The organism is Paraburkholderia antibiotica (assembly GCF_012927125.1).
Taxonomy (GTDB): domain Bacteria; phylum Pseudomonadota; class Gammaproteobacteria; order Burkholderiales; family Burkholderiaceae; genus Paraburkholderia; species Paraburkholderia antibiotica.
Genome location: NZ_JABBFZ010000004.1, coordinates 227,292 through 241,371 on the forward strand (window position 1 = coordinate 227,292; position 14,080 = coordinate 241,371).

At 66.3% G+C, this 14,080-nt stretch carries 10 protein-coding genes; 4 read left to right on the forward strand and 6 right to left on the reverse strand.

Annotation, left to right across the window (positions count from 1 at the left end; all coding sequences use genetic code 11):
* Positions 1–34 precede the first annotated feature (34 nt).
* The 5 genes from HHL14_RS10115 to HHL14_RS10135 form a co-directional block, all read right to left on the reverse strand.
* Complete coding sequence (locus tag HHL14_RS10115; protein WP_329601639.1) at positions 35–2,926, reverse strand: Hsp70 family protein; 2,892 nt, start codon at positions 2,924–2,926, stop codon at positions 35–37.
* Positions 2,923–4,782, reverse strand: a complete 1,860-nt coding sequence (locus HHL14_RS10120; RefSeq protein WP_169497463.1) for an Hsp70 family protein — start codon at positions 4,780–4,782, stop codon at positions 2,923–2,925. The genes HHL14_RS10115 and HHL14_RS10120 overlap by 4 nt, the downstream gene beginning before the upstream one ends.
* Positions 4,779–5,372, reverse strand: coding sequence for a DUF2760 domain-containing protein (locus HHL14_RS10125; RefSeq protein ID WP_169497464.1), 594 nt, complete (start codon positions 5,370–5,372; stop codon positions 4,779–4,781). The genes HHL14_RS10120 and HHL14_RS10125 overlap by 4 nt, the downstream gene beginning before the upstream one ends.
* Positions 5,373–6,010: 638 nt before the next feature.
* The gene (locus tag HHL14_RS10130; protein ID WP_230412979.1) at positions 6,011–6,583 is read right to left on the reverse strand and encodes a hypothetical protein; all 573 of its coding nucleotides are present in this window, start codon (positions 6,581–6,583) and stop codon (positions 6,011–6,013) included.
* Between the two features lie 322 nt (positions 6,584–6,905).
* Entirely contained in the window at positions 6,906–8,150 is a 1,245-nt protein-coding gene (locus HHL14_RS10135) for a tyrosine-type recombinase/integrase (RefSeq protein ID WP_169497465.1), read from the reverse strand.
* Positions 8,151–8,677: 527 nt separating this feature from the next.
* Here HHL14_RS10135 and katG point away from each other — a divergent pair.
* The 4 genes from katG to HHL14_RS10155 all read left to right on the forward strand — a co-directional run bounded on the left by katG (position 8,678) and on the right by HHL14_RS10155 (position 13,566).
* A complete protein-coding gene (gene katG, locus HHL14_RS10140) occupies positions 8,678–10,942 on the forward strand; it encodes a catalase/peroxidase HPI (protein ID WP_169497466.1) in 2,265 nt (754 codons plus the stop codon).
* Between the two features lie 279 nt (positions 10,943–11,221).
* Complete coding sequence (gene yedE, locus HHL14_RS10145) at positions 11,222–12,439, forward strand: selenium metabolism membrane protein YedE/FdhT (RefSeq protein ID WP_169497467.1); 1,218 nt, start codon at positions 11,222–11,224, stop codon at positions 12,437–12,439.
* Positions 12,439–12,678, forward strand: coding sequence for a sulfurtransferase-like selenium metabolism protein YedF (gene yedF / locus HHL14_RS10150; RefSeq protein WP_169497468.1), 240 nt, complete (start codon positions 12,439–12,441; stop codon positions 12,676–12,678). Before yedE ends, yedF begins: the two co-directional genes overlap by 1 nt.
* A 312-nt stretch (positions 12,679–12,990) precedes the next feature.
* A complete protein-coding gene (locus tag HHL14_RS10155) occupies positions 12,991–13,566 on the forward strand; it encodes a cytochrome b (protein WP_169497613.1) in 576 nt (191 codons plus the stop codon).
* Between the two features lie 85 nt (positions 13,567–13,651).
* Here HHL14_RS10155 and HHL14_RS10160 read toward each other — a convergent pair whose 3' ends face one another.
* Positions 13,652–14,026, reverse strand: a complete 375-nt coding sequence (locus HHL14_RS10160) for a DUF3564 domain-containing protein (protein ID WP_169497469.1) — start codon at positions 14,024–14,026, stop codon at positions 13,652–13,654.
* Positions 14,027–14,080: the final 54 nt, after the last annotated feature.

The following is a 14,080-nucleotide window of genomic DNA, read 5'->3' on the forward strand; positions in this document are numbered from 1 at the left end:
CTATGACACGGCGCACCCGAACTTCACTCAAGCTTCACCCGCTGAGCAGCTTCAACCCCGCCGGCAACGACTCGCCGAACACGCGGCCTTCGTCCGCGTTATCGAGCGCGACGGTTTCGCTGACCATCGTGATCCATGCGCGCGGCGCGTTCGTCGTTTCGAGCCGGCGCACGACCGTGGCGCGCAGTTCGTCGGACAGATCGCGCGAGCGATCGCCGGTCATGCGTGCGATCTGCACTGCGGCGAAAGCGGCAGGGTCGACCTTTTTCCAGTCGAGCGCGAGGATCGCGTCGAGCCATTGCGCGGCGACCTCGGGCGGCACCACGCTGTGCGCGCTGCCATAGAACGGTTGCCGCGCACCGATGCGCCCGACCGCCCACCAGCTCTGCGGGTTTTCCGCCGGTTTTTTCAGGCGCGTGAGCACAGCTTCGCCGAGCTCGATCTTGCGCTCGGCCGGAATCCGTTCGAGCGATGCGCTCAACCGCACCATATCGGTCAGGCCGGTCTTCGCGACATCGAAGGGCAGCTTGTGCCGCGATTGCGCGGCTTGCTGCAGATAGTCCATCGCGTCGAGCACGCGCAGTTGCGCGTCTTCGTCGAGGCCACCCGCCGCGCGGCGCCACAGCGTCCACCATTCGGACCACACCTGGCTGTCCTGCACGTACTGGATGCCGTCGTCGAACAGCGTCCACAGTTGCTCGACGCGCCATTCGTCGAGCGGATAGCCGAAGCCCGGACGCACGCAATAGCCGGCCAGGTTCAGCCACAGCCGTTCGTGATCAGCCGAGCGACGGCGGCGTCGCGCGCGCTCCCACAGTGCGCCGAACAGTTCGCGCAGCAACGCGCTGTTCCAGCCGTCGCGCGGGCCGAGTAGATGTTCGAGCTGCGCGCGCAGCCGTTTGATTTCCTTCGGGTCGACGTTGTGAGCACGCGAGCCGAACGGGCGGTCGATCAGTTCGATCGCGCGGTCGAGCGCCGGGTGACGTTGCGGCGTGCCATCGACGGCGAGATCCACCTGCGCGTCTTCGCGGCGCAACTGGAATTCGAGCAGCCAGCGTTGCGACGGGTTATCGAGTTCGATGCAATGCACGTCGAGCGTGCCGACTTCGGTCAGCGACGTTGCGATGCGCACCGTGGTTTCGGTGGCGCGCTGACCGTCGCGCGGCTGCACGACGGTCGCGATCGGCGGCAGACGCACGAAGTCGGCGCCGCTCAACTCAACCAGTTCGCCGGGTTCATACACGGTGTCCGCGCTCGACGACACCAGGTGGAACCGCACCGGATGACCGAGCCGCAGCGCGAACGTGCGATCGGCGATCAGGATCTCGTGACCTTCTTCGGTGCCGCGCGGCAACAGGCAGATGCCGCGCGGTGCCGACGCGGCGTCGGTGTCGTTGTCGCTCCGCTCTGCGAGAGCCGGCATTTCGTCGAGCACGAGGAAGTAGCTGCGCGCCGAGCCGCCGCCGATCTTCGGCGCGAAACCGGCGCGCGCCAGCGTATAGGCGACCGCGCCGCGCGCGACCGCGACGTCGGGGTTGTCGTTGTGCAGCACGTTGAGCGGTGCGCCGCGCCAGTTGCCGAGCGTGTCGGCGAGCCGCCGCGACAGCGCGTCGGCGCGGAATACGCCGCCGTTGAGCAGCAGCGTGTCGGGAACGGGTAGGGCCGTCGGTTCCGGAGGAGCAAGCGCAGCCGCGCCCGCATCGTCGCCGAGCGCCTTGCGCGACTGCGCGGCAAAGCGTTCGAGAAACGCCGCGATATGCCGCGTGACCGCCGCATCGGTTGCATACGGCAGACCGAATTCGACGATCGCGCCGCGCGGCCGGCCGGGCCGCGCGTGCGCAGCGACCTGCGGAAAAAAGCCGTCGACGATGATCTTCTCGACCTCGTCGCGCGACACCTGCGCGCTGCGCGCACCGCCGATCAGTTTCGACCCCGCGCCGAGCAGCGTGACCGACGCCGACTCGGGTGCATCGGCACTGAGTAGTTGCTCTTTCACCGCGCGGCAACGCTCGACCAGTTGCGACAGACTCGCCGCCGACAGCCGCTGCGGCGCCGCCTTGCCGTCGCCTGCACCGCCAGGTAGCCGCGCTTCGACCAGATGCGCGAGCGCGAGGTCCATGTTGTCGCCGCCGAGCATCAGATGATTGCCGACGCCGATGCGCGTCAGGCGCGGCTCGCCGTTGTCGGCGAGGCCGACTTCGATCAGCGTCAGGTCGGTGGTGCCGCCGCCGACGTCGCAGATCAGCACGAGCCGCGTCGCCGCGAGTTCGTCGGCCAGCGTCTCGCGATGCTGGAACAGCCAGTCGTAGAACGCCGCCTGCGGTTCTTCCAGCAGCCGCAGCGACGGCAGTCCCGCGAGCCGCGCCGCCTCGACGGTCAACGCGCGCGCGCCTTCGTCGAACGACGCCGGCACCGTCAGCACGACGTCCTGCTGTTCGAGCGGCGCCTTCGGAAAGCGCTGATTCCACGCGGCGCGCACATGCGCGAGATAGCTCGCGCTCGCGTCGACCGGCGAGACCCTGCTCACCTCGTCGGGCGCGCCCCACGGCAGGATCGGCGCGACGCGATCGACCGACGCATGCGACAGCCAGCTTTTCGCGCTCGCGACGAGCCGCCCCGGCACCTGCGCGCCGAGCAGCCGCGCGAGCCGGCCGACCATGACCGGCGGCGTCGCGTCCCTGTTGTCCTGAGCCGTGGCCGCGCGGGTGGCCGACCACGGCAGTTGCAGATCGGCCGCGCTCAGCTCGCCGTCGGCCGCGTGATAACGCACCGACGGCAACAGCGGCCGCGCGGCGACCTCGCCGGGACTCACCAGCTGCTCGATCTCGAACACGCGGATCTGCTGCGATCCGGCTTCCGCGTACGCGAGCACCGTGTTGCTGGTGCCGAGATCGATACCGACGCTGTACCGCTTCATCTCAGTCACGCATTCGCGCCGCCGCGCACGTCGAACTCGACTTTCCAGCGCTCGTCCGAGCCGCGCGGGATCGCTTCGAGTTCCAGCGTGCCGGCTTCGGTCACGCGCGCATGCAGCTTGACCGGCACGACTTCGCCGGCGGTGCGGCCAGCCGCGGGCAGCGTCGCCTGAATCTCTTCGAGTTCCTGCAACTCCTCGGGACCCCAGAAGTCGAGCAGCGTGCCGACCTGATCCTGACGACGCACCGACGAACCGAAGAAGCGGAAATGCACCGGCTCGCCGACGACCAGCCCGAACTCCTGCGCGGGCAACTCGGCGTCGGTGCCTTCCTCCATGCCGAACGGCGCGACGCACAGCGCCTGCACCGGCGGTTCGAGCCCCGGCACGGCCGGCATCGCCGATTCGATCGCGATGTAGTACGCACGCGCGGTGCCGCCGCGAATCCGCACGCCGCGGCCGCGTCGCACGTAGCCGTAGTAAGCCGCGCCGCGCGCGACCGCCAGATCGAGGTCCGCGCCTTCGAGCAGACGCGCGCCCGGCGCGCCTTCGGCGGCGAGCCAGTTATTCAGCGTGCCCATGATCCGCTCGACCAGCAGCGTCGACTTGAACACGCCGCCGTTGAACAGCACGACGGTCGGATGCAGGAAGGTGGCGTTTTGTGCGGCTGCGTTTGCGTCCGCCGCGCCGAGCCCTTCGAGTTCGGCCAGCGCGCCGACCTGACGGCCGAGGAACGACGCCAGATGGCGCGTGATGCCCGCGTCCTGCGCATACGGCAGGCCGAGCTGCGTCAGACCGACCCGCGCGCGGCTCACCGGACGCGCGGCGCTGTCGACCTGCGGGAAGAAGCCGTCGAGGATCGTCTGCGTGAGTTCGGCGCGCGTCAGCTCGGTGCGGATCGAGCCGCCGATCAGCTTCGAGCCGCGGCTCGGCACGACGAGCGGGACCGTCTCGGTGGCGGGGTCGGACAGCAGCGTTTCTTTCGCCGAGCGGCACGCGTAGGTGAGCGCGCGCAACTGCCATGCGTCGGCCTGGGTGCCTTGCGCGGCGAGCTTGCGCGCGACCACGTGCGCGAGCGCAAGGTCCATGTTGTCGCCGCCGAGCAGAATGTGATCGCCGACCGCGACGCGATGCAGTTCGAGATTGCCGTCGCGCTCGATCACCGCGATCAGCGACAGGTCGGTGGTGCCGCCGCCGACGTCGACGACGAGGATGATGTCGCCGACCTTGACCTGCTTGCGCCACTGGCCGCCGCTCTTTTCGATCCAGCTGTAGAGCGCCGCTTGCGGTTCTTCGAGCAGCGTCATGCGGGTGAAGCCGGCGGCCTGGGCGGCTTCGGCGGTCAGCTCGCGCGCGGCCGGATCGAACGACGCGGGGATCGTCACCGTGACATCCTGCTCGGCGAACGGCGCGTCCGGATGCGTGTGGTCCCACGCTTCGCGCAGATGGGTCAGATAGCGCACCGAGCTTTCGAGTGGCGACACGCGCGCGACTTCGGGCGGCGCATCGTTCGGCAGAATGCCCGCGCGACGGTCGACGCCCGGATGGCACAGCCAGCTTTTCGCGCTCGAGACAAGCCGGATCGGCGTGCCGGCGCCGCGGCTGCGCGCGAACTCGCCGACCGCGAATTCGCGCTGGCCGGTCCACGGCAGATAGAGGTCGCCGGAGGCCAGTTCGTCAGGATGCGGCAGGTACAGGAAGGAGGGCAGCAGCGGCAGATTGTCGATCGCGCCGGGGCCGGTGAGCTGCGCGATCGGCAGCACTTCCTGGAGGGTTTTCTCGCCGTCGCTCGCGTGCGTGTCCACGTAGGACAGCGCGCAGTGCGTAGTGCCGAGGTCGATACCGATCGAATAGCGTGCGTCGCTCATAGCTCCACCTCCGCCGGCGCGATGACCTTCGCGTTATGGCCGTCCGCGAGCTTCGGCAGACGCACCTCGTCGACGCGCCAGCCGCGATGGCTGATGCTGCCGCTGAACGGCGCGCTGCCGACCACGTTGCCGGTCAGGCGCACCGAGCTCGCGTCGAAGCCGGCGGGCAGCGTCACGCGGCTGCCTTCGGCCTCGTCGCGCACCGGACGGATCGTGAAGTGCTCGCGCAACGTCGTGCGGCAGCCTTCGTGGACGAGACGCGCAGCCGCGCCGATGTCGGCGTCGCTATAGGCCTTGATGTCTTCCTCGACGAAATCGATGAAGCGGGCGTCGCGTTGTAGCAGGCCGAGCAGTTGCAGCGCGGCGTCGGGGCTCGCTTCTTTCAGCACCGGCGCGGGTTGCGGCTTCGGTTGCGGAGCGGGTGCGGGCGTTGGGGCAACCGGCGCGGCGGCGGCCGCGGCCGTGCCGATCTTTTCGCCGTTGCGCAGACGCAGCACGTCGGCGGCGAAGTCGCCATTGCCGAGAATGCCGAAAAACGTGCCGACGGCCAGTGAAATCCGACGGACAAAGGATGGGTTCGAATCGCTCATAAAGGCTCCTGATCTGCTCTGTTAAAGGACGAGCGGTCCTTGCCGCGCCGCAAGCGCCGGGCTGAAAAGCCGCGGCGAATCGGGCGGGGCCGTGATGTTGCGGGTCGGCGCGCGGTGGCTATTGACTGGCCTTGCCTGGCCTCGCCCTGCGTTGGCCAGTCGGCGCGGGCATGGGTCCCGGCAGTGGGCGACCTGGCGAGGTCAGCCACTATCGCCCGGGCTCGGCGGGCCGGTCCGGCCGCGCTCGCGGTGCGCGCAAAACCCGTATTTTGCCTTGCGGCGCGCCCGAGGCGGGCAAAGCCAGCAATTCTAGCGGGCAATGGGGTGGGATTGGCGGGGATTTGGGGGCGGGTGAGCGGGCGAAGAGGGGGCTTGGAGGGACGAAGAAGGGACGTTGAGGAGGCGTTGAGGATGTGTTGAGGGACGCACTGGCGTGGTTCGACGCGCTTCGATTCGTTGCAATGCGCCTTGCCAACGGACCATCCGGCAAGACCTGGCCCAGGCCCGCGACTGCGCCGGCTTCGGCGGCGCGGCGCAAGTCATCACGCCGCTCTCGCCGGATTCTTCACAGCCACCGCACTGCGTTCCCTGTTTGCCCGATGCTCGAACACAGCGCAGCGGCCGCCTTGCGACTTCTCTTACGACTTCTTCGGATCCTTCGACGCCGGCCTCTGAGGCGCGGGCGCCGGTCTCGCCGGCCCGGCCGCGTGCATGTCGGCGTGCGGCGGCTGTCCGTGTCCGGTCATCATCGGCGCCGGTCCGGGTCCGTCCGGGCGGCCCGGCTGCGGATGGCCGCCGCCCGAATGCTCGCCGCCGAACGGATGCATCGGCAGATGGCCATCATGGCTCGCCATCACGTGATGCAGTTCCTCGCGGCGATGCAAAACGTCCGCGCGACGGTCGCCGTGCGCATAGAACTGGCGATGCCGGATGCCGTCCGGCCCGACGGCCCAGATATACGTATCGCCACCGACGATCACCACGTCGCGATCGACCACGTTGGCGACGTAGACATCGGTCGGCAGCGGCTGATACACCGGCTCGACGACGACCGCGGCCGGAGGCGGCGGCGTCAGCGCACCGACGATCACCGCGTTGACCCGGTTCGGATCGATCACGAGCTGGCCTTGCTCGTTGGTCGCGCAGCCAGCCAGAAAGATCGCGCACGCCGCCGACGCCAGCAGCGCCTGATTGATGGTTTTCAACTTCATTCCCCGGTTTGTATTGGTTATTTGTCGAACGACGTTCTATTAACGACCGGTGTTTTATGTTCTTGATATGCGAATGCCGCCGAACGACGGTTTAGTCATTACGATGTATTACGCGGCGGAATCGATCGAGTAAAAAGCCAATACGCATTCGATGCCATTCGAATAAACCAGCAAAAAATCCAACAAAAGACGGGCTGCGTTTTATACGGACGAACCCCGTCGCGCGATGTGTTCCGTACCTCGCGTCAGGGTCTGATTCAATTGGAAAAATCGGGGAAAACGCCGTCGGAATGACAGCCTGTTTCAGACGCCGGATTCGCGCTTAATTGCCGTCCGCATTGCCGTCTTCAGATTTCGCGTCGTCCCAGTTCATCCGGTGCCGGCGCACGGTCTCGGTATGCCGCGCATCGTCTTCGGTATGCAGATAAAGGCTGGTCGTATTCAGCGACACGTGGCCGAGATTGTCGCGGATCGTGCGCAGATCGACGCCGCCGTCGGCCTGGTGCGAACCGGCCGTATGCCGCAGCCAGTGCGCGGATGCGCGTTCGAGTTCGTCGGCGCGATCGGCGAATTCCGTGCCGCGCGCGCGCAGCCACGTCGCCGCACCGGCAAAGATGCCCTTGATCGCGTCGTGAATCGCCGAGCGCGACAGGCAGCGGTTGCGGCCCTTGAACGGAATCACGAGCGGCGTTTCCTCGGACCGCACGGGCAGTGCGGCGAGGCCGTTCGAGGTGCGGTAGCTGCGCAGCTCCTGGATCAGTTCGGTGGACACCGGCACGATCCGTTCCTTGTCGCCTTTGCCCAGCGTTTCGAGCCACCATTGATCCTTGCCGTCCGCGCCGAGTCGTCTGAAGAAGCTCCCCATCTGCCCACCGGCGACTTCCGAAATCCGCATGCCCTGCAGATAGAACAGCGTGGTCAGCCAGCGGCAGCGCGCGTAGTACGCGCGTTGCGCGTCGGTGTCCTGCGGCAGTTGCTCGACGAACAGCTTCACCTCGTCCCACAACGACGTCGACAGATAGCGCGTGACGCGCGGCGCGGAACGCTTCGCGCGTTGCCGCAGTAGCGCCATCGGATTGCCGCGCAGATAGCCGGCGTTGACGAGCCACGTGAACATCGCGTTCAGGATGATCAGCGCCTGGCGCTGGCTCGCCGGCGACAGCGGCCCGTTGAACGGGCGCCAGCGTTCGTCGCCGCGCGGATACTTGCCGCCGTTGGACGAGACCCAGCGCGCGGCCGGCTGCGGATCGGCGATGAACGCCTTGAAGATCAGCAGATCCTCGTGCGTCAGCGACGACAGCGGTTTGCCGAGCTGCACGACGGCCCACAGCAGCAGGCGCTCGGCTTCCTTGCGGTAATTGTCGAAGGTGGTCTTGGTGTCCGCGTAGTTCGACAGCCAGGCGCGCACCGCGTCGAGATCGTTGCGCGCCGAGAGCTGCGAGTTTTCGACCGCGCCGCGGTTGGTGCCGTCGCGGCCATCGAGCAACTCCGGCACGACGAGCGATTCGACGGGCTGGACGGTGGCGAGCCCGGCATGGGAGGCGGCTGACGGCGCGGCTTTGGACACGATCGGTAATACTCCTCGGGGCCGACACGCAGCTGGCGTCGTTCTGCCGCGCTCCAGGCGCGCTCGCGCTTGCTGGAGAGAAAAGCAGGGCCCAATTTCTTGCAGATGAAACGCGAAACCCTATCACACAGTCGGCTGCGTCGGGCGTAAATCAGGGGCTTGCGCTCAAGCTTCAGCGCGTAATCGGCGCGATTCGCTTACCGTATCAGCCGTTCCAATGAAGGGCTTCTGAAAGCTATAGCCGGTCGCTATGAACGGCATTGCCGTATTCAATTCTATTGAAGTTTGTACTCGCCTATATTCGAATAGGATTAGCCCGCCGGCTGGCGCGATACGCCGGCTACATCAATAAGATTTTCCTTCGACCCACGGACACATGCACGATGAATTAACTGAATAGTCACATTCCCACATGAGCGCACTGCCGAATAGTCGGCGGATTGGCAGGTTTTCAGATCGTCAAATTGCCACGGAAGCCTGACACCATGGCAACGCATAACGGAGACATCCTCCAAAGGAGAGAACGCATGTCAAACGAAGCAAAGTGCCCATTCGTCCATTCCGCCGGTGGCGGAACGACCAATCGCGACTGGTGGCCGAAGCAATTACGCCTCGACCTGCTAAGCCAGCATTCGAACCGTTCCAATCCGCTGGACAACGACTTCAACTATGCCGAGGCATTCAGGAGCCTCGACCTGGCTGCGGTCAAGAAAGACCTCGCCGCGCTGATGACCGATTCGCAGCCGTGGTGGCCGGCGGACTTCGGTCACTATGGGCCGCTCTTCATCCGCATGGCGTGGCACAGCGCCGGTACCTACCGGATCGGCGACGGCCGCGGCGGTGCAGGACGCGGCCAGCAACGTTTCGCGCCGCTCAACAGCTGGCCGGACAACGTCAGCCTCGACAAGGCGCGCCGGCTGCTATGGCCGATCAAGCAGAAATACGGCCAGAAGATTTCGTGGGCCGACCTGCTGATCCTGACCGGCAACGTCGCGCTCGAAACGATGGGTCTGAAGACCTTCGGTTTCGCCGGCGGCCGCGAAGACACGTGGGAGCCGGATCAGGACGTCTACTGGGGCAATGAAAAGACCTGGCTCGGCGGCGACGTGCGCTATGGCAAGGGCGCGGCCGGCAAGGATGACGACGAAGGCGTGATCGTCGCCGACGAACAACTGCATGGCCAGGAAGCGAGCCGCACCGATCCGCCGGGACGCAACCTCGAAAATCCGCTCGGCGCCGTGCAGATGGGCCTGATCTATGTGAACCCGGAAGGCCCGGACGGCAATCCCGATCCGGTCGCTGCCGCGGTCGATATCCGCGAAACGTTCGCCCGCATGGCGATGAACGATGAAGAAACGGTCGCGCTGATCGCCGGTGGTCACACGTTCGGCAAGACGCACGGCGCGGGTCCGGCCGATAACGTCGGCCCCGAACCGGAAGGCGCCGGCCTCGAAAACCAGGGGCTCGGCTGGAAGAACAGCTTCGGCACCGGCAAGGGCGGCGACACGATCACGAGCGGTCTGGAAGTCACGTGGACCGCCACGCCGACGAAGTGGGGCATGGGCTTCTTCGAGAATCTGTTCGGCCACGAGTGGGAGCTGACCAAGAGCCCGGCGGGCGCGCATCAGTGGGTCGCGAAGGGCGCGCAGCCGACGATTCCGCACGCGCACGACGCGTCGAAAAAGCTGCTGCCGACGATGCTCACGACCGACCTGTCGCTGCGCCTCGACCCGGCCTACGAAAAGATCTCGCGGCACTTCATGGCGAACCCGGACGCGTTCGCCGATGCGTTCGCGCGCGCGTGGTTCAAGCTCACGCACCGCGACATGGGTCCGCGTTCGCGCTATCTCGGCCCGGAAGTGCCGGCCGAGGAACTGGTCTGGCAGGATCCGATTCCGGCCGTCAATCATCCGCTCGTCGACGACAAGGACGTCGCGGCGCTGAAGCAGAAGATCCTCGCGTCGGGGCTGTCGGTGTCGCAACTGGTCTCGACCGCGTGGGCTTCAGCGTCGACGTTTCGCGGCTCGGACAGGCGCGGCGGCGCCAACGGCGCGCGCATCCGTCTCGCGCCGCAGAAGGATTGGGAGGCGAACCAGCCGACTGAACTGGCGAAGGTGCTGAAGGTGCTGGAGGGCATCCAGAGCGAGTTCAACGGTGCGCAGTCGGGCGGCAAGAAAATCTCGCTCGCCGATCTGATCGTGCTGGCGGGCGGCGCCGGCATCGAACAGGCTGCGAAGAATGGCGGCGCGCAGGTGACGGTGCCGTTCTCGCCGGGGCGCGGCGATGCGTTGCAGGAGCAGACCGATGTCGAATCGGTCGGCGCGCTCGAACCGGTCGCCGACGGTTTCCGCAACTATCTGAAGGGCAAGCTCCCGGTTGCGGCGGAAAAGCTGCTGATCGACAAGGCGCAACTGCTGACGCTGACCGTCCCCGAGATGACGGTGCTGATCGGCGGCCTGCGCGTGCTGAACGTGCGTGCCGGCGGCGAATCGCATGGCGTGCTGACGGACAAGCCCGAGACGCTCTCCAACGACTTCTTCCGCAACCTGCTCGACATGGGCACGGAATGGAAGCCGCTGTCGGCCGCCGCGGACGTGTTCGAAGGGCGTGATGCGAAAACCGGCCAGAAGAAGTGGACCGGCACCCGCGTCGATCTCGTGTTCGGCTCGAATTCGCAGCTGCGCTCGTTGTGCGAGGTCTATGCGAGTGGCGATGCGAAGGAGAAGTTCGTGCGTGACTTCGTGGCGGCGTGGACCAAGGTGATGAACCTCGATCGCTTCGACCTCGCCTGAACGCTCGCGTAAAGCGGTCGTGTTCGCGCGACTGGCGCTGATGGCGGGGTGTCAGTCGTAGATCGCGCGCAGGGATGCTTTGCACCAGACGGTGCGATTGCCGGGAAGCCGGCGATCGCACCGTTTTTTATAGGGAAGGGCGCAAGGCTCGGGGCGAGGGAAGGGGGCGGGGCGCATGCGCGCGGGTCGGTTATGATCGCGGCGCGTCGCCGGGGTGGCCGCGACGCCGGACCGCCGGGCAGCGCAATCAAACCGATAAAGAACCGAAAAGGACAAACGATGACGTGGTCGACATTCCGGCATGACTACATGGTCAGATTCTGGGCGCCGTTACCCGCGGTGATCACGGCGGGCGTGCTCTCGGCGCTGTATTTCGGGCTTACAGGAACGTTCTGGGCGGTGACGGGAGAATTCACGCGCTGGGGCGGACACGCGCTGCAGATGTTCGGCCTGCATCCCGAGGAGTGGGGCTACTTCAGGATCATCGGCCTGCACGGCACGCCGTGGACGCGTGTCGACGGCGTGATGGTGCTCGGCATGTTCGCCGGCAGTCTCGCGGCGGCGCTGTGGGCGAACAACGTGAAGCTGCGCCTGCCGCGTCGCAAGCGGCGCATCGCGCAGGCGCTCGTCGGCGGCGCGATTGCCGGGTTCGGCGCGCGGCTCGCGATGGGCTGCAACCTCGCCGCTTTCTTCACCGGCATTCCGCAGTTCTCGCTGCATGCGTGGCTGTTCGCGCTGGCGACCATCGTCGGCTCGTACTTCGGCACGCGGGTCGCGCTGCTGCCGTTCCTGCGCGCCGACGTCAGGCTCGTGCGAGCCGCTAGCGCCGGCACGGTCGCGCCGCGTGCCGCGCTGGCGCGCTGGCAGTTTCGCCTCGGCGTGGCCGTGTTCTGCGTCGCGGTGGCCGCGTCGCTCGAACTGGCCTCGAGCGCGCTGAAGCTCGGCTTCGCCGCGCTGTTCGGCATCGCGTTCGGCATCCTGATCGAGCGCGCGCAGATCTGCTTTACCTCGGCGTTCCGCGACATGTGGATCACCGGCCGCACCGCGATGGCACGGGCGATCGTGCTCGGCATGGCGGCCAGCGCGATCGGCATCTTCAGCTACGTGCAGCTCGGCGTCGAGCCGAAGATCCTGTGGGCGGGGCCGAACGCGATCATCGGCGGCGTGCTGTTCGGCTTCGGCATCGTCGTGGCGGGCGGCTGCGAAACGGGCTGGATGTATCGCTCGATGGAAGGACAGGTGCACTACTGGTTCGTCGGGATCGGCAATATCGCGGGCGCGACGGTGCTGGCGGCGCTGTGGGATCGCATCGGGCCGCCGCTCGCGCTCGCATGGCCGAAGGTCAATCTGCTCGCGACGTTCGGGCCGCTGGGCGGTCTGCTCGTTACCTACGCGGGGCTCGTACTGGCCTTCCTGTTGCTGCTGTGGTGGGAAAAGGCGTTTGTCGCGCGACGTGCGCAAATGGCCGTGCAGGCCGAATCGAAAGGAGCGTTCTGATGACTGAAGCGATCAAGGCAGCCGATTTCCAGCTCGATATGAGCGGCGAGCCGTGCCCGTATCCGGTCGTCGCGATGCTCGAAGCGATGCAGGCGCTGCAGGGCGGCCAGGTGCTGGAAGTGCTGGCGGATTGCCCGCAGTCGATCAACAGCATTCCGGCCGACGCGACGCGGGCCGGTTACCGCGTGCTGAAGGTCGAACAGCAGGGACCGACGATCCGTTACTGGATCGAACGTTAGGCATTTGACCGATGCCCGTCGTCCTGGCGGGAGGCTTCCGATCCGTGCACGGGCTGCATCCCGCCGCGCGCGGCGCCGACACCGCCGGGCACACAGACCGCATGTGGAGCCCGACGCGGATCTGTTTCAGTGTGTCTGAAAACAGCGAATAGCCGCTTATTCCTGCCACTGGGTTGCCGATATCAGGAATTCTTAAGAAGTTAGCGTTAGGCTCTGTAGTTTGTCCGATTGCCTGTTCATGGCATTGGTTGAAAAATCGAAACCGCCATGCGCGATCCATTCGGCCCGACTCAATCAACCCGGGGACTTCAAATGATCAAACGGTACGACGTCAACGCGGCCGCATACGATATCGTGGCGCGCACCCTCCACTGGTTGACGGTCCTGCTGATCGCATCGCAGTTCCTGATCGGCTGGACGATGCCTGACGTCCACAGGGACACGCTGCCGGTCGGGCTGATTGCCTGGCATCTTGGCGTCGGCGCGACACTGATTGCCGTCATCGTGCTCAGGGTAGTCTGGCGGCTGACTCATCGGCCCAAACCGGAGGAGTTGCCGCCGTTGCTCGGCTTCGCTTCTCGCATTACCCATTTTTTCCTCTACCTCTGCTTACTCATCGTCCCGCTGCTCGGCTGGATCAACGCATCCTCGCGTGGCTGGGCGGTTCGCCTCGCAGGCCTCGTGCGCTATCCGTCGTTGAGCAGCACAGGGTCGGCGTTTGGCCACGAAATGGGGGATGTCCACGGTATTCTCGCGTGGGTGCTGTTCGCGCTCATCGTCCTGCACATCCTCGCCGCGCTGTTCCATCGTTTCGTTCTGAAAGATCATGTGATGCAGCGGATGCTGCCGGGTGCCGGGCCGTCGCGTGACGCCGCGCGCGATAACTGAGCGGGTATGCGACGGAGAGCGGACGTCGCCGCCTACGATCGGCGACGTCCCGCAGAGGAACGGACACGACCTCGCCGGCGCTCCGTCAACTGTCGTTTCCAGCGGCGAACAAGCCGTTTTCGGGTTCCGACGGTTCGGTGTCGATGCACTGCACGCGCCAGTGACCCGTCATCAGACTGCGCCCGCGTTCCGCGCACGACTGCACCCGGCCGACCTCGCCTTCGAAGGGCCCATCCGTGGCGTTCAGATCGAGTCCTTCGAGCACGCACACGGGCACCGTGCAGTGAGGAGCACAGACGAGCGTATTGCCGCAATCCATATGCAACACGCCCCACTCGGGTAGATCGAGCCCGAAGTGACCTTCGCGCGACCATTTCCGTGTGTTCCTGTCGAGCCACAGAATCGCGAAGGCCATTGGGTGGACGCGATCGAATGTGTCGAGATGCACGGTGAGGCGCATGAAAATTCTCCGGCACGGCGTGGCACGCGCTGGCCCGCGCGCGGCAACCATGCG